The 22,831-nt window shown below is 73.3% G+C and carries 19 protein-coding genes; 3 read left to right on the forward strand and 16 right to left on the reverse strand.

The window, feature by feature from the left end; translation table 11 throughout:
- Nucleotides 1-142: 142 nt before the first annotated feature.
- The 5 genes from AC3EUJ_RS33815 to AC3EUJ_RS33835 all read right to left on the reverse strand — a co-directional run bounded on the left by AC3EUJ_RS33815 (nucleotide 143) and on the right by AC3EUJ_RS33835 (nucleotide 4,419).
- Nucleotides 143-1,078, reverse strand: a complete 936-nt coding sequence (locus AC3EUJ_RS33815) for a hypothetical protein (protein ID WP_431968258.1) — start codon at nucleotides 1,076-1,078, stop codon at nucleotides 143-145.
- Nucleotides 1,075-1,548: a hypothetical protein gene (locus AC3EUJ_RS33820; protein ID WP_431968260.1), complete on the reverse strand. Its 474-nt coding sequence runs from the start codon at nucleotides 1,546-1,548 to the stop codon at nucleotides 1,075-1,077. Before AC3EUJ_RS33820 ends, AC3EUJ_RS33815 begins: the two co-directional genes overlap by 4 nt.
- Before the next feature lie 18 nt (nucleotides 1,549-1,566).
- On the reverse strand, nucleotides 1,567-2,793 hold the full coding sequence (locus tag AC3EUJ_RS33825; RefSeq protein ID WP_431968262.1) for a macrolide family glycosyltransferase: 1,227 nt from the start codon (nucleotides 2,791-2,793) through the stop codon (nucleotides 1,567-1,569).
- Nucleotides 2,790-3,728 carry a patatin-like phospholipase family protein gene (locus AC3EUJ_RS33830; RefSeq protein WP_431968264.1) on the reverse strand — a complete coding sequence of 313 codons (939 nt, stop codon included), beginning with the start codon at nucleotides 3,726-3,728 and terminating at the stop codon, nucleotides 2,790-2,792. The genes AC3EUJ_RS33825 and AC3EUJ_RS33830 overlap by 4 nt, the downstream gene beginning before the upstream one ends.
- A 205-nt stretch (nucleotides 3,729-3,933) precedes the next feature.
- Nucleotides 3,934-4,419, reverse strand: coding sequence for a MarR family winged helix-turn-helix transcriptional regulator (locus tag AC3EUJ_RS33835; RefSeq protein WP_431968266.1), 486 nt, complete (start codon nucleotides 4,417-4,419; stop codon nucleotides 3,934-3,936).
- A 160-nt stretch (nucleotides 4,420-4,579) separates the two neighbouring features.
- Here AC3EUJ_RS33835 and AC3EUJ_RS33840 point away from each other — a divergent pair, with 160 nt between their 5' ends.
- Nucleotides 4,580-5,086 carry a signal peptidase II gene (locus AC3EUJ_RS33840; RefSeq protein ID WP_431968268.1) on the forward strand — a complete coding sequence of 169 codons (507 nt, stop codon included), beginning with the start codon at nucleotides 4,580-4,582 and terminating at the stop codon, nucleotides 5,084-5,086.
- A gap of 39 nt (nucleotides 5,087-5,125) precedes the next feature.
- On the opposite strand, the gene AC3EUJ_RS33845 is transcribed toward AC3EUJ_RS33840, so the two are convergent.
- The 11 genes from AC3EUJ_RS33845 to AC3EUJ_RS33895 all read right to left on the reverse strand — a co-directional run bounded on the left by AC3EUJ_RS33845 (nucleotide 5,126) and on the right by AC3EUJ_RS33895 (nucleotide 20,891).
- Nucleotides 5,126-5,380: a hypothetical protein gene (locus tag AC3EUJ_RS33845; protein ID WP_431968270.1), complete on the reverse strand. Its 255-nt coding sequence runs from the start codon at nucleotides 5,378-5,380 to the stop codon at nucleotides 5,126-5,128.
- Between the two features lie 43 nt (nucleotides 5,381-5,423).
- Nucleotides 5,424-7,544, reverse strand: coding sequence for a SpoIIE family protein phosphatase (locus AC3EUJ_RS33850; RefSeq protein WP_431968272.1), 2,121 nt, complete (start codon nucleotides 7,542-7,544; stop codon nucleotides 5,424-5,426).
- Nucleotides 7,545-7,894: 350 nt separating this feature from the next.
- The gene (locus AC3EUJ_RS33855) at nucleotides 7,895-8,605 is read right to left on the reverse strand and encodes a sigma-70 family RNA polymerase sigma factor family protein (protein ID WP_431968274.1); all 711 of its coding nucleotides are present in this window, start codon (nucleotides 8,603-8,605) and stop codon (nucleotides 7,895-7,897) included.
- 200 nt (nucleotides 8,606-8,805) lie between these two features.
- Nucleotides 8,806-9,225 carry a cupin domain-containing protein gene (locus AC3EUJ_RS33860; protein ID WP_431968276.1) on the reverse strand — a complete coding sequence of 140 codons (420 nt, stop codon included), beginning with the start codon at nucleotides 9,223-9,225 and terminating at the stop codon, nucleotides 8,806-8,808.
- Nucleotides 9,226-9,399: 174 nt separating this feature from the next.
- Nucleotides 9,400-11,574 carry a SpoIIE family protein phosphatase gene (locus AC3EUJ_RS33865; RefSeq protein WP_431968278.1) on the reverse strand — a complete coding sequence of 725 codons (2,175 nt, stop codon included), beginning with the start codon at nucleotides 11,572-11,574 and terminating at the stop codon, nucleotides 9,400-9,402.
- Nucleotides 11,575-11,628: 54 nt separating this feature from the next.
- Nucleotides 11,629-12,087: a carboxymuconolactone decarboxylase family protein gene (locus AC3EUJ_RS33870; protein WP_431968280.1), complete on the reverse strand. Its 459-nt coding sequence runs from the start codon at nucleotides 12,085-12,087 to the stop codon at nucleotides 11,629-11,631.
- Nucleotides 12,088-12,183: 96 nt separating this feature from the next.
- Nucleotides 12,184-13,065, reverse strand: a complete 882-nt coding sequence (gene sigJ, locus AC3EUJ_RS33875; RefSeq protein WP_431968282.1) for an RNA polymerase sigma factor SigJ — start codon at nucleotides 13,063-13,065, stop codon at nucleotides 12,184-12,186.
- Nucleotides 13,066-13,166: 101 nt separating this feature from the next.
- On the reverse strand, nucleotides 13,167-13,652 hold the full coding sequence (locus tag AC3EUJ_RS33880) for an RrF2 family transcriptional regulator (RefSeq protein WP_431968284.1): 486 nt from the start codon (nucleotides 13,650-13,652) through the stop codon (nucleotides 13,167-13,169).
- A 415-nt stretch (nucleotides 13,653-14,067) separates the two neighbouring features.
- Nucleotides 14,068-17,856 (reverse strand): S8 family serine peptidase, encoded by a 3,789-nt coding sequence (locus AC3EUJ_RS33885; protein WP_431968286.1) that lies wholly within the window; start codon nucleotides 17,854-17,856, stop codon nucleotides 14,068-14,070.
- A gap of 341 nt (nucleotides 17,857-18,197) precedes the next feature.
- Nucleotides 18,198-19,397, reverse strand: coding sequence for an MFS transporter (locus AC3EUJ_RS33890; protein WP_431968288.1), 1,200 nt, complete (start codon nucleotides 19,395-19,397; stop codon nucleotides 18,198-18,200).
- A 147-nt stretch (nucleotides 19,398-19,544) separates the two neighbouring features.
- The gene (locus AC3EUJ_RS33895; protein WP_431968290.1) at nucleotides 19,545-20,891 is read right to left on the reverse strand and encodes an AfsR/SARP family transcriptional regulator; all 1,347 of its coding nucleotides are present in this window, start codon (nucleotides 20,889-20,891) and stop codon (nucleotides 19,545-19,547) included.
- 127 nt (nucleotides 20,892-21,018) lie between these two features.
- On the opposite strand from AC3EUJ_RS33895, the gene AC3EUJ_RS33900 reads away from it, so the two are divergent.
- On the forward strand, nucleotides 21,019-21,552 hold the full coding sequence (locus AC3EUJ_RS33900) for a hypothetical protein (protein WP_431968292.1): 534 nt from the start codon (nucleotides 21,019-21,021) through the stop codon (nucleotides 21,550-21,552).
- Between the two features lie 456 nt (nucleotides 21,553-22,008).
- Complete coding sequence (locus tag AC3EUJ_RS33905; protein ID WP_431968294.1) at nucleotides 22,009-22,818, forward strand: SDR family NAD(P)-dependent oxidoreductase; 810 nt, start codon at nucleotides 22,009-22,011, stop codon at nucleotides 22,816-22,818.
- Nucleotides 22,819-22,831: the final 13 nt, after the last annotated feature.

The raw sequence follows: 22,831 nt of genomic DNA on the forward strand, positions 1-22,831 counted from the left end.
AAGGCAGGAATACACCGTTCCGCGTTCGCGCTACGCGGACGCGGCGTCCGGCCGGCCGGCCTTCCTCGGCCTCGACGGCGGGGGCGGGCGCTTCCTTCAGCTCCTCGAAGGCCAGTGAGGCCGGCGGCTGCGCCGGGTGGAGTCATGAGGTTCCTGTCGCCGCCTCCGCCCCGCAGTGGTGGGCGCGGATGAGCGCCACCACGGTGTCGGCCGTGCGGTCGACGTGGCTGCGGCCGTCGGGTACCTGAGCCGTGCGGCTGATGTAGCTGCGTGGGCCGACGTGCGTGGCCGGGTCGAGCCGGTGCACGGTGACCTTTCCGGCGCGGTGGGCCCGGTTCCAGCCGCTGCCGCGGAGCAGGGGCCAGCGCTGAGGGAAGATCCACGTGCCGAGCCGTTCGATGCGGTCGCTCGCGCTGGTCAGCCGGTGCAGGTGCGCGGCGTGGGTGAGGTCGTTGGCTCCGTTGTGGAATCCGCCCAGGGTGATCAGCAGGAGGGGCGCGCGCAGTTGGGAGTGCAATTCCTCGACCGCGCCGGTGGCGACCTGCGCGCCGCCGCTGTAACTGAGCAGCGCCACGGGGATGCCGCTGTCGGATCGGTAGCCGGCGAGGCGGAGCTGGGTGGCGATCTGGCGGCCGACGGCCCGGTTGTACAGGGGGCGGTATCGGCGGTCGGCGGCGACGAAGATCTGCATGACGTTGTGCAGGAACAGCACAAGCCCGACGCGGCGCCGCAGCCAGGCCCACACCGGCCGCTCGGCAAGAGGGTCGGCGAGGGGCGAGTAGGGCTGGACCTGGCCCAGCAGCCGCAGTTCCGGGGCCCTGGCGAGGAGGGCGGCGACCAGTTGACCCCCGTCGCGGCTGTCACGGACGCGGCGTTTGCCGATGCCGTCCAGGTAGACCAGGTAGGCGTCCGGGGGGCTGTCGGGAGCCGCGCCGCGGGCGTAGGGCACGCCGTCCGGCAGCTCGGTGACGGGGGCACGCCAGCGCGCGCCGTAGGCCAGCACCTCGTAGCGGGCCAGCAACGCCTCGGCGATCAGGGCCGGCCCGACCGCGAACGCCCAGAGCACGTAGCCGTTCACGCGATCGACTCCCGCGGTTCGCTCGCGCTGATCCGCACGACCAGGCGCCGGACGGCCTCGACCGCGAGACCCAGTCCGGTCCCTGCGACGGCCACGCAGCCGGCGGCGTCCCACCAGCCCAGGCCGGTGGCCGTGGCGAGCGGCCCGGCCAGCCCGGCCCCGGCCCCGACGAAGAGCACGAGGTGGAGGACGGGCCCGAGCCAGGGGAACGCGAGGACGCCGGCGAGCACCAGCGGAGCCGCCAGTTCCGCGGTCCACACCGACCCGGCGCCGGGCGGTGGAGCGGGAAACACCAGCTGGGCCAGGGTGCCCGCGGTCAGTGGCCACAGCGCGAACACGGCGCTCTCGACGAGGCCGCCGCCCAGCAGCGACCCCGCGACGAGGATGCGGGGCATGCCGGGCCGGCGTACGGCCAGGGGCAGGATGCGCCCGGCGGCCTCGGACACCCCGGCGAGCCCGAGAAGGATCACGACGACAGGTGACATGGGTCAGCCTCGCCGTGGAGCATCGGTGGAGGCCGGCGAGCGGTCGGCGGGCCCTGCCGCACGCAGGTACCGCTCGAGTTCGTCCGCGGCACGGAGGTGTCCCCCCGCCTCGCGCTGGGCGGCCCGCAGGGCCGCCGTGGCCGCCCGGAACCCGGGGCCGTGGAGCAAGCGTCCCGCGAGGGCACGCACCGCGTCCTCGGTGATGTCCCGGGTGGGGATCGACAGTCCGGCACCGAGTTCCTCGACGCGCCGGGCCACCATCGGCTGGTCGGCGCCCTGGGGGACGACCAGCATCGGAACCCCGGCGTACAGGGCCTCATTGGCGCTGTTCATTCCGCCATGGGTGACGAACAGCGCTGCGCGGGCCAGCACTTCGGGTTGCGGGACGAAGCGGCGGGCGAGCACGTGGGCCGGCAACGGACCCAGGGCGGCGGGATCGGTGCGCCCGGTGGAGAGGACGACCGTGCCGCCCAGTGCGGCCAGTGCGGTGGCAAGGGTGCGCAGCAGTCGCGGGTCGGCATCGAACACCGTGCCCAGCGACGCGTACACCACGGGGTCCCGCAGCCGGTCGGCGGGGAACGACGGGTCGGCCGGGCGGGCGCCGATGCTCGGCCCGACGAACCGGTAGGAGGCGTCGAAGTGCTCGGCCTTGGGCTGGAACGCCCGCGAGGTGTACACGAGGTTGAGCGGCTGTCGGAGGTTGCCCAGGTCGAACAGGGGCAGCCCGCGGGTGTCGTAGCGGCGGCGCAGTTCCCGTCGCGACCGCAGGTAGCCCTGGACGCTGCGGGGCCGGGCCGCCGCGTCGGCCAGCAGGTCCCGGGAGCCGCGGGTGGGGCTCGGCACGAGCCGGTTGAACGCGAAGGTGGTGTACGACGAGGCGGCGGGCACACCGAGTTCGCGGGCGGCGACCGCGCCCCACAGGCAGGCGTTGTCGTGGACGATGAGGTGCGGCCGGATGCGGCGCAGGTCGGTGAGCACCGCGGGCAGCAGGCCGACGGCACCGCGGGCGAGTGCCTCCAGCAGCGTGACCGGTGTCGGTGGATCGGGAAGCGGCTGGTCGCCGCCGGGGTGGACGCTCACCTCGGCGCCCGCGGCCGCGATCTCCTCATGGAACGCCGCCGAGGTGTGGTACGTGACGCGGTGGCCGCGCCGGACGAGCTCGGCGACCACGGGCAGTGTCGGGTTGACCCGCCCGTGCATGGCGAGGTTGAGGAACGCGATGGTGCTCACAGCAGGCCCCCTGAGAGGGAGGGTGCCACGGCCGGGCCGGCCCCGTCCGGCGGAGGGGAGTCGGTTCGGTAGAGACCGGGCCCGCGGACGCGCAGCGCGTCGAGGAACTTTGCCGCCGTGCGGTGCGCGGTGCTGATCAGCCGCTGGGAATGGCCGAAGTCCCACGGCGCGGGCCAGGCGTCGATGCCGGTGGGCAGCACGACGGTCGGGACGTGCCGGGCCACCTCGTGCAGGTCACGCTCGATCTGATGGCGCAACAGCAGCACGCCTGCCCTGGCGGCGATCGCGCCGGCCCCTCGACGCCGGGCGGCCGGGCAGGACGGCGAGCCTTCTGGACCGGTCGACAGCGCCACGACGCTGGCCGCCCCGGCCTGCAGGGCCGCCAGCACCGGGAGATAGGCGATCACGCCGCCGTCGACGAGCGTCCTGTCCTCGCGCTCGACCGGGGGCAGGATTCCGGGGACGGCCGCGCTGGCCAGCAGGGCGGACTCCAGGTCACCGTGGTCGAGCAGCGCCGCAGCGCCGGTGTCCAGGTCCATGGCGACCGCCGTGAACGGAACGGGAAGTTCCTCGATACGGGACGGCAGCGCGGACCGCGCGATCAGCCGGCGCAGGCCTCGATCGGTGAAGACACTGGACCGTGAGGGGGGGTAGCCGAGCGGATACACCTCACGGCGGCGCAAGCGGGTCCACACGCGGTCGAGCCAGGGTGCCGATCCCTCGGGGTGGGCGGCCGCGATGGCCCCCAGAAGGGCGCCCACCGAGGTTCCGATGATCATGTCGGGGACGAATCCGCGCTCTTCCAGCGCGTATCCCACGCCGACGTGCGCGGCTCCGAGCACGCCACCGGCGCCCACCGCCACGGCCACCGGACGGGGAAGGGCACCCAGGGCCACGGACGTGGGCCGCGGATTCCGGCCACGAGCAGTCCTCATGATCCACCTCTTTCACCAGGGCGCCGCTTCGGATCGGTTGCGCGCTCGCACTGGGACCAACTTCGTTACACTCACGACAGTATCACTCGATACTATCTTCCGTGAGAATACTGACGGACACGCGGTTCCGCATCGGGCACGGGTGGAACGGGAAAGCCGCGTGGCGGATGCGCCACGCGGCTCGTCGGCCTTCGTTACGGCGCGTCTACTCCTCGCCGTTTGCGGGATAGGCGAATCGGGTCAGGAGTTCGGTCAGCCGCTCGGGCTCACCGGGACCGAGTCCGGCGACCAGACGCCCGGCCAGGGGCGCCGCCGCCACGTGAGCCGCGTCGAACAGCTCGACGCCCGCAGGTGTGATCTCCACCGCCCGCACCCGCCGGTCGCCCGGGACGGCCTTGCGCACGGCGAGCCCCTTGCGCTCCAGGTCGTCCACGACCCGCATGATCCCCGCCTTGTCCGACCCCGTCGCCGCCGCCAGGTCCCGCTGCACCGTGGGGCCTCGGTCCACCAGCGCCATCAGCACGGCGAAGTGCCGCATCTCGATGCCGAGCGGCCGGAGCGCCTCCGACATCACCGCACCCGCGCGCCAGTGCGCCCGGCGCAGCAGCAGGCCCAGAGCGAACGGCGAGGTGTCCCCGGGCCGGCCGGTCGCACGCGAGGCGCTGGTTCCACGAGGAGCGTCGGCGGTCATGGACGCACATTAGCAGCCACCCGCTCGTCCGAGACCGTATCAAGTGATACCGAATCTTGGCCGTGCCGCCGCGCCGCCGGCGCTCCGCTCCGGGCGGCCGTTCCGCCGCCGCGATCTGCGCGTACGCTCGGTGCGGGCACCAGCGATCAGGAGGTGGGCAGTGCGGCGGGCGTATCTGCTGTGGACCGTTGCGGCGGCCGGATTCGCCGTGGACCAGGTCACGAAGGCGATCGCCGCGGTGGTCGTCGAGGGTCACGAACCCAGGGACGCCCTGGGCGGCGCGGTGACCTTCACCGCCTTCCGGAACTCCGGCGCGGCCGGCTCCTTCGCTCCCCGCGCGACGTTGCTCTTCACCCTCGTGGCGATCGTCGCGCTCGTGGCCATCATCCGGGTCGCCGGCTCCGTACGCTCCAGGGCCTGGGCGGTCGGCCTGGGGCTGATCTTCGCCGGTGCCGGCGGGAACCTCGCGGACCGCCTCTTCCGCACCCCGGGATTCGGCCGCGGCGCCGTGCTGGACTTCATCCAGATCGGCGATTCCGGGATCTTCAACCTCGCCGACCAGTGCATCACGGCCGGCGCCGTGATCGTCCTCATCCAGGCCTTCCGCGGCGTCCCCCTGCGCGCCGCCGCCACCAAGGGAGTCGGGTACCAGGCGCTGGAGCGGTGACAGCGGCAGCGATGCGACGCCCGGTGCGAGCGCGGAGCGTCATGCCGTCAGTTCGATCTCCTCCCCGGCGAACGGTGTCGCCCCGTCCGGGGCGGGCAGCCGCGACTCGGCCCACTTCGAGACCGCGCGCCGTGAGGAGGCCGGACGTCGCGTTGTTCCCCGCGCCGACCGCGTCGCGGCACCGGTCAGGTACCGGCCGGGGACCGCCGTGCGATAGCCGTCGTGCCCGGGCATCGGCCGGAACAGGAAGTTCTGGGCCAGGTGGTGGCCGCGCCCGGCGCTGTGCCCGCCCACCAGGCCGGGGTCGGCGGCTTCCAGGTCCTGCGGGGATCCCGGCCTATCCCTCGTTCGCCGGCGGGACGCAGCCGGGGCCGCCGGGACGGACGACCAGCAGTGCGGTGTCATCGGTACCGGGGGCGGTCCGCAGGGCGTGTTCCAGGAGACTGTCCGCGACGGCGTCCACGCCCTGGTCGGCCGCTGCGGCCAAGTACCGCACGAGGTCGCCCGCGGCCAGTTCGGCGTCGGTGCCGGGGGATTCGACGAGGCCGTCGGTGTACAGCGCCAGCAGTGTGCCCGGGGGCAGCGGGACCTGCGTGGTGGGGTACTCGCCGTCCGGTGCGATGCCCAGCAGCAGGCCCGGCGTCATCGCGAGGGTCCCCGCGCGGCCGTCGGGCCGGCAGATCAGGGGCGGGGGGTGACCCGCGGTGGCCAGCCGGGCGACGTGCCGTTCCAGGTCGATGTGGACGAACAGGCAGCTGGTGAACAGACCCGGGTCCAGATCCGACAGCAGGCGGTTGGTCCTGGCCAGCACCTCGCCGGGTGCGGAGTGGGCGGTGGCGTACGCGTGGACGGCGATGCGGACCTGTCCCATCAGGGCGGCAGCCTGCAGGTTGTGCCCCTGGACATCGCCGATGGTGACGGCCGCGCAGTTGGTCCCGCAGTGGATGAGGTCGTAGAAGTCCCCGCCGATGTCGCTCCCGTGGCCGGCCGGCAGGTAGCGGGCGGCGACGTCGAGGCCGGGTATCCGGGGCAGTTCCTTGGGCAACAGGCCGGTCTGCAGAGTGCGGGCGAGCTGGTGCTTGGTGTCGTAGAGGTGGGCGCGGTCCATGGCCTGTGCGATGAGTCCGGCCAGGGCGACCAGGACGGTGCGTTCGGTCTGGGGGAACGGACGGGGACGGTCGTAGGACAGCACCAGCAGCCCGACGGGACGGCCCGAGGTGATCAGCGGCAGGAAGGCCCACGCGTCCCGGTGCCGGAAGCGCGGAGTGTGCGGGTAGGCGCGGTGCAGCTCGGCGAAGCTCGGGAAGAACAGCGGGGTACCGCTGGTGAGGGCCCGGGCGGTCACGATGTGGGAGGTCAGCGGCGCTCCGTCGACTTGGGCCATGAAATCGTCGGTGTAGCCGCGCTGGCCGACGACGCGCAGGCGCCCGCCCTCGGCGGTGAGTACGACCAGGCCCTGGGCCTCGAACGCCGGGACGAGCTGGTCGGCGACCTGGTCGACCACATCCCGCACGCCGACCGCCTCGGTGAGCGTCGCGGCCAGGTACATCAACTGGTACATGGCGGAGGCGCCGACCGGGCCGTGGGCGCCCGGAGGAACCGCCGGCCCGTCAGTTGCGGCCGGGCGCCCTCGCTGTGACGGGGTGACGGTGACGCTCACCCCGGAGAGTCCCGGGTCGAGCCGGAAGGACAGCCACTGGTCCGGGGGGCGCAGGGCGGTGAACGCCGTGGTCTGCTTGCTGATGACGGCGGCGCGGTACGCGTCCTCGAACGCCCGGCCGTCGAGCCACAGCAGCCGTTCCCAGGGAAGTGAGCCCATGAGGTCCGCGGCACCGATGCCGAGCAGATCGGCCGCCGCCTGGTTGAGGAACCTGACCCGGCCCTCCAGGTCCAGCGAACAGCAACCGGTCGGCAGCCGCGCGGCGAACTCGTACGCCGCCAGCGCCTCGGCCCGGCCGGGCTCGCGACGGCGCACCGCCCGCAGGTTCAGGACGTCCGCACCGGCCTCGACAGGGTGGCCCCGGTCCGCGTAGTGCCTCAGGAGCCGCCCCGACCTGCCGCAGAAGACCATGATCGCGTCCCGCTCGCCGGGGCTCAGGGCCGGCGGGTGCGAGACCGGCCACAGCAGGCACACCGCACCCCACGTCACGTCCCCGTCCATGATCGGCGCCGCCGCCAGCAGGATCTCGTAGGGGGCCACCAGCGCGATCCTGGGGAAGCGTTCGGCCAGCTCCTTGGAATCCCCCACCCACACCAGCGACCGCTCCCGCACGGCCTGCGCCACCGGCGCCGCGTCGTCCACCCCGATCCGCGCCCACGGAGCGGCGATCCGCCGGGGCATGCCGGACAGTGCCACCAGCTCCAGCGCCCGCTTCTCCGGCGTGAGCACGTACAGCATGCCCACCGCGGCGTCGGTGTCCCGGACAAGACCTTCGAACAGGCCTGCGAAGCGTCGCATGCCGCCCGTCATAGGCCTCACGTCATGCCGGGTCACCACGTTCGCCCCCGTCTCCCTCGGGCCGCGACACGTGCGCGGACCACCGGCGGCACCGTGCCGGCCGCGCCGTCCGTCCGTGCCGCCGAGCCACGCGGCCGCCGCACCCCTCCGATCCCATAAACGGACGATACGCCCCAAGGGGCACTACGGCATCCACAGCCGATCACCGTCGGCGACCGTCACCGACTGCGATCATCCCTGGTCGCCGGGGCGGCGCGACGTGGCGGGGAGCGTGGCGGGGAGCGTGGCGCCACGGAGCGATGTGAGGGCGCGGGGCCCGGCCTCGTACGCCGGCATGCCGAAGGACCGTGTCACCGATCGGGGCTTCGGTTCCACCGGCGCAGCTTCTCCGGGTTGAGCACGGCCCAGACCTGAGCCACGCGGCGGTCGGTGACGTCGAGGCTGACGACCGCGGCCACCGTGTGGTCGCAGCGCACCACGAGTCCGGTGCGGCTGTTCACCGACTGGGCCGTCAACGAGGTGCGCGGGTGGGGACCCAGCAGCGTCAGGAGGCTGTGTGCGACCTGCCGGCCGCCGTGCACCGTGCGGACCAGCGTCCGGACCTTGCCGCCGCCGTCGAAGACGGCCATGGCGTCGGGGGACAGCGCGGAGACCAGCGCCGCGGCGTCGCCCGCCGCGCAGGCTTCCCCGAGGGCGCGGACGACCGCGTCGTGCTCCCACGAGTCCGCCGGACCGGAGCGCCGCGCCTGGAGCCGGCGACGCACGATGTCGGTGAGTTCGTCGTGCCCCGTGCCCGGAACCCCGGTCCCGGCGTTCCGGGCACGGTCGGGCGTGGCCGGGCGGCCCAGGCAGATGCCGCCGGCGGTCCTCGACAGCCAGTCACGGGGCGACGCGATACGCGCGCGCTCCGCGTCGGTGAGCGCGTACCACCGGCGGTATGTCTCGTCGATCACGCTCTCCGCGTCGCGGTGGCTGCCCGAGATGCGTCGGGCGACATCCAGCAGATGCCGCCGCTCGTCGAGCAGCTCCGCGATCGGCACCGCGTCACTGGCAACGTCCATGCGGCATCCTCCCTCTTGTACGAGACCACACATCGCGTCCGCACGCACCGGCCTCGTCGAAGTTCGATGACGTGCGGGCATGGTCCGCGAGGCAGGTGTCCTCCGGGTTCGACAGGGAGACGAGGTGACCCGTACGGGTGTGACAGCCCGGCGGCGAGCGCCGCCGGGCTGTTCCGGTCGCCGCAGCGGGCCCGGGTGCGTCAGGACGGTCGCGGTGCGCGGCGGTCCCGCCGCTCGGCCAGCTCCTCGTCGTCGACGACCGTGAGCATGGGCTTGCCCGGCTCACAGAGCATCACCACGACGAAGCGGAGCCATTGGTCGTCCTGGTTGTTGCCGTCCTGGTAGTGGATGACGTCACCGCCGGGTTCCCAGAACGTCTCGCCGGCCCGGACGACGCGTTCGGGTTCGCCCTCCAGCTCGAAGAGCATCTCGCCCTCGACGACGTATCCGAACGCGGGACCGGTGTGCCGGTGCGGCGGGATCCCCGGGTGGCCGGGCGGGTACTGGACGAGCAGGGTCATCGCCTGGGCGCGGTCGGGGATGAAGGGCGGTTCCTGTTCCAGCAGCGTGGTGATGCACGACTGCCACGGGACAGGACCGCCGGTGTCCTTGTTCGGCATGGTGAACGACCTCACGATGGAGAAGCGCGCCGCGGATTCCGGCTGTTCAAGGCCCCATTCCACGTTACTGCGCCGCAGGACGACCCGCTCTGTCACGCCCGTGGGGGCCGGCTCGCCTCCCTGATGACGAAGGCGGCGACCCTGACAGGGCCGCCTTCGGCCGCTGACGCCCCGTCACGCGGCCGCGACGAACCTGATGAGCAGCAGCGCGATGTCGTCGGTGCGCGGGGCCGTCCGGCGTGCGTGGTCGATCAGGTCCGTGGCGAGCCGGTCCATGGGCTGGGGGGCGGTCCGGGCGAGGCGGGCGGCGAGCCCGGCCATGGCGTCGTCCAGGTCGACCCCGGGGGTCTCGACGAGTCCGTCGGTGTACAGCGCGAGGACGGTGCCGGGCTCCAGGGGGATCTCGGTGGTGGGGTAGTCCGCCTCGGGGTCGATGCCGAGCAGCATGCCCGGCGGCACGGTGATGACCTCCGTGTGCCCGTCCGGGTGACACAGCACCGGCGGCGGATGGCCGGCGGTGGCCAGCAGGGCCCGGCGCTGCGCGAGGTCGAGCCGGGCGTACAGGCAGCTGACGAAACGGCCCGGGTCCAGGTCGACCAGCTGACGGTTGGCCTGCCACAGCGCCTGCGCCGGTGCGGCCCCGGCGGCGGCCTGGGAGCGGATGGCGGGGCGGATCCGGCCCATGAGGGCCGCCGCCTTGACGTGGTGGCCCTGGACGTCGCCGATGACCGCGGCCGCGGTGGTGTCGTCGACCCGGACCAGGTCGTAGAAGTCGCCACCGATGTCCATGCCCTGGACGCTGGGCAGATAGCGGGCGGCGACGTCGAGTCCGGGGATGTCCGGCAGCGAGTCGGGGAGCATGGCCGCCTGCAGGGTCTCCGCCAGTTCCTTGCTGGCGTCGTAGAGACGGGCACGTTCCAGCGCCTGGGCGATCAGCCCCGCCAGCGCGGTCAGCACGGTCCGCTGGTTGCCGGGGAAGGGGTGGGGCCGGTCGAAGGCGAGGACGCACAGGCCCACGGGCCGGCCGGAGGCGATCAGCGGCAGATAGGCCCGGGCGTCCAGGCCGTCGTGGCCGGGGGCGTGCGGATAGGCGCCGGCCATCTCCTCGAAGCTGGCGAAGAAGGCCGGCATGCCGTCAGTGAGGGTGCCGACCGCGGCCGGGGAGGTGAATTCCGCTCCGGTGAAGATCTCCTTGGGGCGGGGGTTGTAGCCCCGGCAGCCGACGAACCGCAGACATCCGTCCTCGGGCGTGAACAGGGCCAGGGCAAGGGTCTGGGCCCGGAAGGTCGGCAGCATCTCGTCCGCGACGAGGTCGATCACGTCGTCACCGCCGACCGCTTCGGAAAGGGCGGCGGCCAGGTGCATGACCTGGTAGAGCTCGCCGAGGGCGATCGGCTCACCCCGGGGGGCCGGTGTTCCGGGGCGGACCGCGTGCAGGACGCGGTCGGGAGCGCGAGGGACGATGCGGACGCTCACCCCGGAGGCGTCCGGGTAGAGCTCGAACGCGAGCCACCGGCCCGGGGGGACCTTCGCGGTGAACGATTCCGGATGCCGGCTGACCACGGCTGCGCGAAAGCGGTCCTCGAAGGCGGGATCGGCCGACCAGGACAGGGCCTGCCAGGGGCGCCTGCCCAGGAGACCGGGGACGGTCCCGCCCAGCAGTCGGGCGGCTGTGGCGCTGAGGTAGGTGAACCTGCCCTCGAGGTCGAGGGTGCAGCTCCCTCCGGGCAGGCGCTCGGCGAAGTGTGCCGCGGCCAGCGCCTCGGACGGCTCCCATTCACGGGCGGGCGGCCGGGACAGGGTCCGCGGGCACGCCGCGGGGGTGACCGGGCGTCCCGCGTCCGCGGCGTCCTGGAGGAACCGCGCCAGGCGCCGGCAGGCGGCGCCGACCCGCTCGTGCACCGGCCCGGCGAGCTCGGGGGCCTCGCAGCACGGCCAGAACAGCAGGAGCGCTCCCCAAGGGGCGGCGCCGCTGAGGATCGGCGCCGCGGCCGCCGCGAAGTGGTACGGCATGGCGATCGCCGTACGCGGGTAGTGGCGGGCGAGTTCCTGAGGCTCGCTGAGCCACACCAGCCGCCTTTCGCGCACCGCGTCGGCCACCGGCACATGGCTGGACAGGCCCACCCCGAACCAGGGCGCCAGGAAGTCCGCCGGCATGCCCGCGGCTGCTTCGAGCCGCAGCGCCTGTCCATCGGCGGCCAGCAGGAAGAGGGCGCTCGCGTGGGCGCCGGTGTCGCGCGCGGCACAGTCCAGCAGCCCGTCCAGTTGCGCACGGCATGTCGGTCCGGCGGTGTCGGAAGAAGCCCTTCCGTACGCCTGAGCAGCACCGTCGTCCGGTGTGGCGCGCATAGCTCAACCGTACGTCCGGACCGGCCGGCCCCGCCCGGGCCGCCGGCGGACGGCTCAGCCGGCGACCCGGTAGCGGCTGGTGATCGCGACGCGATTGAACGCGTTCATCAGCGTCGCCAGCCAGGCGACCGCCGAGACCTGGTCCGCGGTGAGCACGGCCGCGGCCGCTTCGTAGTCGGCGTCGCTCACGTGCCCGTCCGCCACGCGCGCGATCACCTCGGTCAGCCGCAGGGCGGCGCGGTCGGTCCCGGAGAAGTAGTCGGTCTCCTCCCAGGCGGGCAGCACCGCGATCCGGTCCGGGTTCTCGCCCTTCTTGAGGGCGTCGCCCGTGTGCATCCGGAGGCAGAAGGAACAGCCGTTGATCTGGGACGTGCGGATCTTGAGCAGTTCGACCAGGAGCGGGTCGAGGCCCGCCGCGGCGGCGCTCTCCTCCACCGTCGAGGACAGGGCCAGGAGCGCCTGGTAGCTGTCCGGGTGCTGCTTTCCGATGTTGACGCGCTGCTGCTCGGCCATGGGTTTCTCCTTTTGGTCTTTCCTGTCGGGTGAACCTTGTCGGGGGTCCGCCGTCACGCGCGGCGGCTCGCTCCGGTGCGAGAGCGGTTCGGGAGCTCAGACATGGGCGATCTTCTCCGGGTTGAGGACCCTGCGGTACTCGGTGATCCGGCCGTCCTCGATCTCCACCGTGTCCACCGAGAAGACGTGGGCACCGCGGCGGTGGAGGAGGGCCGGTTCGCCGCCGACCTCGACGAGCTCGATGCGGTCCGGACGCCACCGGAGCCACACGCCCACCATCAGCCGGGCGATGCGAGCGCCGCCGTGGACGAGCTTGCGCGCGGTGGCGACCCTGCCGCCGCCGTCGGTGACGTACACGGCCTCCGGGTGCAGGAGCCGCACCAGCCCGGCCAGGTCCCCGGCCTCGTACGCGGCGCGGAACGCGGCGAGCAGCCGTTCCCGCTCGGCCCGGGACGTCCGCAGCGTGGACTGCCTGGCCTCGGCCACCTTCCGCCGCGCCCGGGAGGCGAGCTGGCGGGCGGCCGGCGCGGAGGCGTCCAGCACGTCGGCGATCCGGCTGAACTCGAGGCCGAAGACGTCGTGGAGGATGAAGGCCACCCGCTCCGGCGGGCTCAGCTCCTCCATGACCAGGAGCATCGCGGACCCTACGGACTCGTCGACGAGCACCGCCTCCGACGCGTCCGGTCCCGTCAGCAGCGGCGCGGGCAGCCACGGCCCCACATAGGTCTCCCGGCGGACCCGGGCGGACTTCAGGACGTCGTACGACCGTCGCGCGGCGACCGTGACCAGCCAGGCCCGAAGGTCCACGATGTCGCGCAAATCCGCCCCGGCCGCCCGCAGCCACACGTCCTGCGCCACGTCCTCGGCGTCGGCCACGCTTCCGAGCAGGCGGTACGCCACCCCGAACACGGCGGGCCGGTGCGTCTCCCACTCGGCCTCGAGCACCGCGGGCGGCCCGGGCACACGGGTGACATTCATGCTGACGTGACCTCCTTCGCCCCCACGCATCCGAAAATCGAGATATTTCTTATCCTGAATCATGCTGTGCGGGAGCCGGGGGCACCTGCACGGGAAGCGGCTCAGTCGCGCCCGAGTCCGGCGCGGACGTACGAGCCGAGCGACGGAGCATGCGCTTCGGCCTCCGCCCGCACTTCGGCGAGGCTCTGCTGGGCCAGTGCCTTCCGCCAGGCAAGCTCGGCCCGCCCCATCGCACTGTTCACCGCACACGGGCGGCTGAAGCCGCCGGCCGGCACCCGCTCGCCGATGGTTCCGCAGCGGCGGATCTCCGCGCAGCGGAACAGGGGGTCGTCCCCCTCGACGGCGAGGACCACGTCCAGCATCGACACCGCTTCCAGCGGGCGGGCCAGCCGGAAGCCGCCCCGCGCACCCGGCACGGATTCCAGCAGCCCCGCCTTGACGAGTTGCTGGAGCTGCTTGTTCAGGTAGGACGGGGAAAGATCATGCCCGGCGGCCAGCTGCACGGTCGGGACCGGCTCGCCGTCCCCGAGCCACGCGAGGTTGAGCAGTGTGTGCACGGCCCACTCCACGCCCTTGCCTGTTCGCATATCTGGATACTAAACCTCTACTTATCGCGCGTCAAAGGCCGTGACCGTGAGGGGCGGCTCAGCGGTGCCGGCCACCGCGCCCTGGGGAAAGGTCGCGGTAACGGCGTAGGCACCGACGGCCGACGGGGCCGCGGCGACGGCACCACTGCGACGCGTCCGGCACGGTAGGGCCGTTCCCGCGAGGGCGCCGCCCGGCGGCCTCGCGCCCGACACGGACGGCGTGGTCGAAGAGGCGGCGACCGGCGAATGCCCGCCGGTCCGGCGGGTGGCCCGGCCCTGGCCGTAAGCACCGCCGCATGGCACCGCTCGGGCACGGGAGCGCCCGCCTGTGCGCGCGATCGCGCCCGGACGGGACTGCGGCGGTCGCTCCCGGGGGCCGGGGCCACGCGTACCGCGCGGCGCCGGCCCCCGGGCGTCACTTCAGGCCGAAGGCCCGGATGACGGTCTGCGAGACCGAGCCCCCGGTGCGTGCCGTGGCGCTGGTGCGCAGCGCCACGAACGCGGCCGAGGAGGGGGCACGCAGGGTGGTGCTCCAGGTCCCCTGACGGTTCTTCAGGTCCTGTCGCGTCCAGGACGCCCCGTCGTCGTAGGAGACCTCGAGCCGGACCGAGGACACCGCGTCCTGCGCTGAAGTGCCGAGCACCGAGGGGGTGACGGAGACCTCTCCCACGCGGCGCGACCTGCCTTCGGCGTCGAGTTCGGTGCCGTAGTCGAGCTGCACCAGCGGCACCGTCCCGGACTGCGCCTTGCCCGACACGAAGTCCCACTCCGTGTGGGTCTTCGAGGAGTACGGGCTCACCGCCAGGTCATCGGCCGTGTCGACGACGAGCCGGTACGGCAGCGACTCGGTCGGCAGGTCCCAGGCGTTGACGTAGGCGCTGTCGGTCGTGACCAGCGTGGTGCCGCCCTGGATCAGTGACGTGCGGGTCGTCATCTTCTCGCTCCCCGCGGAGCCCGAGTGCGCGGTCCCGGAGTCGCTCCAGCCCGGAACGACGAGCGAGAGCGAGGTCTCGTCGCGCACTTGGGAGTCACTGTCGGACATGCGCGGGCGCAGGACCGGGCCGAGCCAGCGCTCCTGCCGGGTGCTGCCCGGCCGGTAGGACGTGGGACTGTTGGTGGCGCCCACCCAGCCGTCGACCGACACGGTCTGCTGCCAGCGCACGTCGTCCCCCGCGGTCACCCAGTCCGTGCGCTTTCCGGGGGCGGCCGGCTCCAGGCCGAATGAGTACCCGGCGCTCCACTCGTACGCCGGGAAGTCCGTGCGCCGCTCCGAGGCCGTCCTGCCCCGCGGCTGGGCGAAGTCGAGATCGACGCGGGCCAGCCGCTCCTTGTCCGCGTGGTAGGTCACGTCCTCGGGAACGGCACCCTTGTGGTACTTGACCAGGTCGTACAGATACGCGGGTGACGGATGGGCCGTCACCTTCAAGCGCGTCTTGCCGTGGCCGTTGCCCTTGGTGGTGATCCGGTCGATCAGCGCCTCGCCCTCGTCCTTGTTGACGGACACCACGGGCATGTCGACGGCGGTGCGGTAGTCCGGCTCCCCGTACCAGGTGGACAGCCGCCCCACTCCGTCGTTCACCACGAGCAGCAGCTCCGCGCCCGCCGCCTTCGCGGCCCGCGCCTGAACCAGGGGCTCGACCTCGTCGCTGTGGCGCACCACCGCGACCTTGCCGCGGGCGGTGACCTTCGCGAAGTCCTGGGGCGAACCGGCTCCGGCGAACACCGGGTCCAGGTTGACCTTGCCGTCGGGGAGGACGGCGCTGCCCTGCTGCGCCAGTGCGTCGTCGATCCGCTCGCCGTCGTAGGACAGCTCGAGCGGGCTCTCCTGCGCCCGCAGGCGGGTGGTGAAGACGAAGCCGCCGCGGTGCACCTTGGCGCCGGTCGGCTGGGCCCAGACGCTGTCGTAGCCCTTCCCGACGACGACGTTCTCCCGGACGGCGGTGTAGTCGGTCGGGGTGGGTTCCGCGGAGGTGAAGGACCGGAAGAAGTCCAGCCGGGTGTCGACCAGCGTGGCGGCCTTGGGTGTGTCCGCCCTCACCTGGTGCGCCTTCGAGGCGTCCAGGGCGACCTTCCGGTCCGCGGTCAGGTCGACCTCGGGAGCGCTCAGAAGCGCGATGCCTCGGGAGCTCGGGCCGTGGGTGCCCTGGACGTCCGCGTAGGACACCACGGTGTAGGTGTCGGCCGGCAGACGCAGGGTGAGCCGGCCGTTCTCGGGGATCTCGTACGCGGTCGTGGACCGGCTGAGAGCGCCCTTGAGGTGGATCCAGCCGCTCATCGGCTCGCCCGCACGGTCCTTCATGGTGATGTCGAGGTCGTACCGCTCGGGTTCGAGGGACACGCCGGCGACCGTGTGGGCGACGACGGCCCCGCCGGCGTCGCGGGCGACGACCCGGGCGGTGTGGTTGCCCCGCGCGAGGCCGGACAGGTCCGCACCGACCTCGACGCCGGTGCTGCCGTGGGCCGGCACGGTGACCTGGCCGGCGGACAGCGAGAACGCGGTGTCGCCGGACGCGTCCGGCTCCGCGGCGAGCCGCAGTGTCACCGGCCCGTCCCCGGAGTTGGTGTACGTGATCTCCTGCTTGACGGAGCCGGTGCTCTCGTTCGGCCACGGCAGGAAGCGGAAGACCGAGCCGTTCGCGGTGACCTCGGCGCGGACGGCGGCCGCCGCGTCGACGCGCCCGGCACCGCCCTGGTACGCGGTGAGGTACGGCGTGGGCTTGCTGGTGCTCATCAGAGCGTCCTTCAACTGGCGTGCCGTCCAGTCGGGATGCTTCTGCGCGAGCAGGACCGCGGCACCGGCGACGTGCGGGGAGGCCATCGAGGTCCCGTCGCTGGTGATGTAGTAGCCCTCGCCCTGGCTCATGTACTGCGACCGGGCCGCGAGGACGCCGACGCCGGGAGCCGTCACGTCGGGCTTGACTCCCTCGTTGCCGACCCGCGGGCCGACGCTGGAGAAGTTCGCCAGCCGGTCGGAGGAGTCCACCGCCCCCACCGTCAGCGCGGCGTCCGCGGCGCCGGGGGAGCCGATGGTGTACGGCGTGGCTCCGCGGCCGGTGTTGCCGGCGGCCACCACGAACAGCGTGCCCGTCTCCCTGCTCAGAGCGTTCAGGCTCTGGCTCATCGGGTCCGTTCCGTCACTGGGCTCGTCGCTGCCGAGGCTCATGTTGACGACCCGGGCGTGCTGCGTGCGTGCCGCCCACTCCATGCCGCTGATGACCCAGGACTCCTGGCCCTCGCCGTGGTCGCCGAGCACCTTGCCGACCACCAGGTCGGCTCCGGGGGCCACGCCCTTCTCCTTGCCGCCCGACGCCGCGCCGGTGCCGGCGACGGTGGAGGCCACGTGCGTCCCATGGCCCTTGACGTCCCGCACGTCCAGGTCCGGGACGAAACTGCGGGTCGCGACGATGCGGTCCTTGAGGTCCGGGTGGCCGGTGTCGGCGCCGGTGTCGAGCACCGCCACCGTGACTCCGGCGCCGGTGTCGCCCGACTCCCAGACCTGGGGGGCGCCTATCTGGGCCGTGGTGTCGGCGAGTGCCGCCTTCGTCTTGCCGTCCAGCCAGATCTTGTCGATGCCGCCGGCGAACGACGGCTCGGCGGCCGCCTTTCGGGACCCGGCCGTGTCCTGCCCGGAGGAGCCGGTGCCGGCCGCCGTGAGCGCGGTCCAGGTGTCGCCCGCGGCCCTGCGGTCCGCCGCGACGGCCTCACCACCGACCGACGGCAGTGCGCGTACGGTCTGCGCACCTCGCAGCAGCGTGCCGCCGGGCCGCAGGGCCGCGGCGTTCCCGCCGGTGACGATCAGGGGGAGCTTCGGGGCGCGTGCGTCGTCGTAGCCCTGCGCCATCAGGTCCGTGACGTTGAACAGGCGCTTGTCGAGACGGTCCGCGGCCAGGTAGGCGAGCGCCTCGTCCGGGTAGACGAAGGTGTCGCCGCCCTCGGTGACGATGCGCACCGAGCCGGGCGCCCCGGGCCGGCGCTCGACGCTCAGCGTGTCGCGGCCGCCGCCCGCGTCGGGCGTGACGGTGACCTTGTCACCGGTGATGAGGGTCACCGTCCTCGCCGGACCGCCGGGGCGGCCTGACGGCCGCTCCGACGGTGCGGCCGCCGCGGTCGCCCCGGCCGTGGCGGGGGTCAGCAGAGTGACGAGTACGGCAGCCGTGGTGCCCGCAGCCGCCCAGCCCGGTGTTCGGGCCTTGGAGAAGAACACAGGTCCTCCTTGCGATGTCGTGGGCGGATTCGATCACACCCTCAAGATTTCGAACAAATCCTCAAGGGCCGCGAAACACACCGGAAATTCACGTCAGTTGCACGACATCAACCGGAAATCACACCGGCGAGGCGGCGCCGGCTTCCGGGCATCGGCCCCGGGTGCACGGCCTGGTTGACGAGGCGTCGGAGAGCGCCGGCGAAGCGGCGAGCGCACCGGGTTCCGGGGCGTCACACCACCATCGCCCTCGGCTTCGGCTTCGGGGCGCCTGTTTCCTTTCCCCGACCGGCCGCCGCAGGCGCCGGCCGTACCCGTGCGGAGTCCGCACGCCGCCCTCCCCGTCAGCTCTGGCGCGGCGGACGGCGCAGGAGGAAGAACCCGACGGCGGCCGACACCACGAGGACGTACATCGTGAAGGCGACTCCCGCGTCCCGCAGTCCGAGCGCGAGGGTGAGGGCGCCGACGCCCACCACCGGAACGGAGATGCCGACGTAGGCGACGACGAAGAAGGCCGAGATCGTCGCGCCGCGGTGCTCCTCGGGGGCCATCGAGCTCACCGCCGTCAGGCCGGCACGAAACGACATGCCCTGGCCGAGGCCGCCGACCAGGGCGCCCACGACCAGCACCGGCAGGGACTCCACCACCAGCGAGGACGCCACGACGGCCATGCCGGTCGTGAGCGCCAGGCACCCGGCGGGCAGCGCGCGCCGGACGCCCCAACGGCCCATCAGCATCTGCCCGGCGGTGGAGGCGCAGAACACGGAGAAGACGACGAGGCCGGTGACGGCGAGGTTGCGCTCCCCCAGCGTCAGGGCGAGGAAGCTCGGCGCCACCGCGGTGAACAGGCCGAGCATGGAGAAGCCGGCGAACGCGGCCAGCCCGGCCGGCACGAAGGCCGCGCGGGTTCCCGGCGGCACGACCATGCCTTGCGGGCGCAGCGGCGGACGCGGGCTGCGGACCGCCACGGTCTCGGGCAGGCCGCGCGTGATGGCGAACGCCACGAGCACCAGGGCGATGTGTACCAGGAAGGGGAGGCGAAGGGGCCATGGCGCGTACTGCGCCAGGATTCCCGACAGCAGCGGCCCGCACCCCAGGCCGCCCATGTTGGCCGCGGTTGCCGCGAGTGCGGCCCGTGTGCGCAGACCTGGGGGCGCCAGTTCGAGTACGGCGGCTGTCGCCGCGCCGCTGAGCAGTCCGGCCGAGAACCCCGAAAGCAGCCGCCCGGCGAACAGCAGTGGCAGGCCGTTTTGGAAGAGGAAACACACCGCGCTGAGCAGCGCGAGCCCCAGCGCGGTCAGCAGGACCGGGCGCCGGCCGAGGACGTCCGAGAAGTCGCCGGCGACCAGCAGGGCGCCGATCACTCCGATCGCGTAGACCGCGAAGACCACCGTCACGACCAGTTCGGAGAACCCGATCTCCTCCCGGTAGAGGCCGTAGAGCGGGGTCGGCAGCGTCGTCCCCGCCATGCCGACCGCGAAGACGCCCGCGGCTGCGACGTACGCGCTCCGCGCGCGGCGTTCCCCGGGGGCTTGCTTGATCATGCCTCCCAAGTTAACTGACGGGCCGTCGGATGGGTCGCGTGCGGAGTCCGCCGGGCGGGCCGGGGTCGCGCGCTCGCCTCATCGACGTCGTGGGCGCACGGAGATACGGCATCGCGGATCACGAAGTGGACGCCCGGGAGGCTCGGACTACGTACAGGCGGCCTCTTCACGGCCGCCGCCGCAGGTCGCCAGGCTGCACCACCTGCGGCGGCCGCTCGTGTCGAGGAAGAGCCAGCCGCAGTTGTCGCTGGGACAGGTGCGAATGGTGAACCGCCGGGGGTCGGCGAGGAGTTCGGCTGCGCTGCGGGCCGTGGCGAGCAGCGGCAGGCGCAGTCCGGCGGCGGACGACAGACGCCACTGCGCCAGGCCGTCCCCGTCCCGGACGAGCAGGGAGTGCCTCGCGGCTTCCTGCGCGAGGTAGGCGACGGCCTTGAAGGCTCGGGCGTTCCGGGGGTCGGTCAGGCAGGTGTACAGGTCGTCGCGGAAGGCGCGAGCCTCGTCGAGGGCGGCGTCCGCTTCGGCGGGACGCTGCCGCGCCTCCTGCAGCAGCCGGGTGACGAGCCGTTGTTCTGCGAGGTCCAGGTGGCCGGCCCACACGGCGAGGGTGGAGTAGGCGCGCAGCCACTCCGAGCCGGGCAGGCCGGAACCACCCCAGCCCGCGTAGGTGTTGCAGAACTCCAGTGCCGGGTGCCCGCTGGTGTTCCACGGCAGCCACTCCTCGCCCACGCGCACCGCGTAGAGGGGCCCCGGCGGCCGGTCGAGCCGGGGGTCGCGCCGCAGGATGCGGTCGTGCAGGGTCGCCAATTCGGCGCCCGGTTCGATGCCCAGGTCGGTCACCAGCGCCTGGCGCGTGTCCCGGTAGAGCTGCAGTGCGTCGGCCTGGCGGCCGGAGCGGTACAGGGCCGTCATGCGGGCGGCGACCAGACGTTCGCGACCCGGGTGGGTGCCGGTCAGGGGTGCCAGGTCCGCCACCACCCGTTCGTGCAGACCCATGGCGAGGTGGACCTCGCCGCGCTGTTCGAGGGCGGACAGCCGCAGGTCTTCCAGTGTGCCGCCGAGCCGGCCGCGCAGGTCGTCGTCCGCCACGTCGGCGAGCAGCGGGCCGTGCCACAGGGCCAGCGCCTGGTCGTAGTGGCGCACGCGCGTCGCGGGGTCGGTGGCGTCGGAGGCCTGCCGGTGCAGCGCGACGAACCGCTGGGCGTCGATCGTGTGGCCGCCCGGATCGACGGCGTATCCGTCGTGCCTGGTCTCGATGGACAGCCCGTGCGGTTGCAGACGCGCGCGCAGCCGCCCGACGTAGGTGTGGACGGTGCCGCGGGCGGAGGCCGGTGCGGCGCCGTTCCACAGCAGTTCGATGAGGCGCGCGGTCGTCACGACGTGGCCGGCCTGCAGCAGGAGGATCGCCAGGAGGCACCGCTCCTGGCGGCGGCTGCCCACCGGAACGGGCCGGCCCTGGTCGCGGGCCTCGAAGGGCCCGAGCAGTCGGAACTCCATGTCGGGCGGGAGTCTAGCGCGGCGTACTCCGGTGCCGCGGTCTGCGGGGTGGTGAGAATCCGGTCAGTCGCGGAGGTGAGGCTGCCGCTCGGATCGTCTTGACGCCTCACTTCCGCAAGGAGAGATCATGCGCAGAACCGCCATAGCCCTGTCGGTGATCGCCGCAGCCTTCCTGGCCTCCGCGCCGGCCACGGCCGCACCGGCCGGAGGTGACACCGGAACCGCCGCCGGTCGCGGCTGGGAACCGGTACCTTCCCTGCCCTGGGACGTGTCCGCCGGTCTTCGCTGCGACTTCCCCGTCCACGGCGAGGCCGTCGTCGACGAGGTGGTGCGGCATGTCCTGGACACTTACCCGGACGGGTCGGTGAAGCGGGCGGCGTACCGCGGCGACCTGGTCGTACGGGTGACGAACAGCGCCACCGGCGCCTCGTACGACGCGGACGCAGGTGGCCGGGCGATCGTCGAGTACCGTCCCGACGGCTCCCAGCACTGGTCGGTTCGGGGCCCGGTACTGGTCGGTTTCGGTCAGGCCGGGGGCACCCTGGCGCGCGGCCTCTACATCATCGACGGCGTGTACACCATGGACATCGGCGTCACCGGGCACAAGACCGTGACCATGGTGCACGCGTCCAGTGACGACCTCTGCGCACGCATCGACTGAGCCGTCCCCTGCCACCCGCGCGACGCCCGGGGGCTCGTGCGGGTGCCGGTCCCGAACGGCCGGTGTCCCGCCACGGGGATCACGCGCGTCACTTTGCCGATATGCGTTCCGCGCGGCCCCTCCCGCCGGGGGCCGTGTTCCGGCCGGCGGCAGGCCGCCCTGCCGGCCGCCCGGGCCAGGGCGGCGCGCGACCTCGGCTGCCGCGTGCCGGCCGCCGAGACCGGCGCCGATACACCTGGCACCCACAACTCCTCGCTGCACGACATGCTCCGGCTCGGCTTCCGGGTTGCGTACGAGCGCCGTAACCGGGTCTGACGGTCGTCGCCGGAGGCATGACGCGCGTGGGTGGCCGCGACGGGCCCGCCGCCCGTGCGGCGCGGCGGGCTCCGGGGCACGACGATGGAAGGACCGGGTCCGCACGGCGGGACGGGCCCGCCACTCCCCCGGAAGGTGCCCATGACCCGTGAACAGGCAGACCGCACCCACGCCGCGCTGATCACGGGTGCGTCCTCGGGGATCGGGCGCTCCTACGCCGAGCAGCTGGCCCGGCGCGGCTTCGCGCCGATCCTGGTCGCCCGCCGCGCGGACCGGCTGGCCGCGCTCACCGAGTCCGTCCGGCGGGAGACCGGTCTGGAGGGGACCGTCCTCGCCGCCGACCTGGCCGAGCCGGGCGACCTCGCCCGGGTGGAACGGACCGTCCTCGAGCACGAGGACCTCGCCGTGGTCGTCAACGCGGCCGGACTCGGAGCCCTCGGGCCGCTGCGTGAGGCGGCGCCCGCGGACCTGGACCGGCTCGTCGCGGTGAACGTGCTCGCGCTGACCCGGCTGTCCCGGGCGGCACTGCTCGCCTTCGACAGGCGCGGCTCGGGCACGCTGATCAACGTGTCGTCGATCGGCGCGTTCCACGCCCCGCCCGGCGGGGCCGCCTATGCCGCGAGCAAGGCGTACGACCTTCACTTCTCCCGGGCCCTGCAACGCGAGGTCGAGGGCGGCGGGATCCGTGTGCAGGTCGTGCTGCCGGGACCCGTGCGCACCGAGTTCTTCGAGGCCTCCGGGGTGGACTCCGATCTGTTCCCGCAGGAGTCGTTCGTCGACGCCGACGACCTCGTCCGCGCCGCGCTCGTCGGTCTGGACATGGGTGAACTCGTCTGCATCCCCACCCTCCCCGACATGACGGCCTGGGAGGACGAGGCGGCGCGCGGGCAGGCCCTGCGCGACGCGGCGGGCCTGCGCGGTGTCATCGGCGACCGGTACGCCCGGCCTTGACGGCACCGGCCCC

It is taken from the genome of Actinacidiphila sp. bgisy160 (assembly GCF_057707815.1).

Bases quoted from the DNA above. Each gene is read 5' to 3' on its own strand.
- AC3EUJ_RS33830 (WP_431968264.1), bottom strand. From the start codon at position 3,728: ATGAGGACTGCTCGTGGCCGGAATCCGCGGCCCACGTCCGTGGCCCTG.
- AC3EUJ_RS33835 (WP_431968266.1), bottom strand. From the start codon at position 4,419: ATGACCGCCGACGCTCCTCGTGGAACCAGCGCCTCGCGTGCGACCGGC.
- AC3EUJ_RS33850 (WP_431968272.1), bottom strand. From the start codon at position 7,544: ATGCGACGCTTCGCAGGCCTGTTCGAAGGTCTTGTCCGGGACACCGAC.
- AC3EUJ_RS33855 (WP_431968274.1), bottom strand. From the start codon at position 8,605: ATGGACGTTGCCAGTGACGCGGTGCCGATCGCGGAGCTGCTCGACGAG.
- AC3EUJ_RS33860 (WP_431968276.1), bottom strand. From the start codon at position 9,225: ATGCCGAACAAGGACACCGGCGGTCCTGTCCCGTGGCAGTCGTGCATC.
- AC3EUJ_RS33865 (WP_431968278.1), bottom strand. From the start codon at position 11,574: ATGCGCGCCACACCGGACGACGGTGCTGCTCAGGCGTACGGAAGGGCT.
- AC3EUJ_RS33870 (WP_431968280.1), bottom strand. From the start codon at position 12,087: ATGGCCGAGCAGCAGCGCGTCAACATCGGAAAGCAGCACCCGGACAGC.
- sigJ (WP_431968282.1), bottom strand. From the start codon at position 13,065: ATGAATGTCACCCGTGTGCCCGGGCCGCCCGCGGTGCTCGAGGCCGAG.
- AC3EUJ_RS33880 (WP_431968284.1), bottom strand. From the start codon at position 13,652: ATGCGAACAGGCAAGGGCGTGGAGTGGGCCGTGCACACACTGCTCAAC.
- AC3EUJ_RS33890 (WP_431968288.1), bottom strand. From the start codon at position 19,397: ATGATCAAGCAAGCCCCCGGGGAACGCCGCGCGCGGAGCGCGTACGTC.
- AC3EUJ_RS33895 (WP_431968290.1), bottom strand. From the start codon at position 20,891: ATGGAGTTCCGACTGCTCGGGCCCTTCGAGGCCCGCGACCAGGGCCGG.
- AC3EUJ_RS33900 (WP_431968292.1), top strand. From the start codon at position 21,019: ATGCGCAGAACCGCCATAGCCCTGTCGGTGATCGCCGCAGCCTTCCTG.
- AC3EUJ_RS33905 (WP_431968294.1), top strand. From the start codon at position 22,009: ATGACCCGTGAACAGGCAGACCGCACCCACGCCGCGCTGATCACGGGT.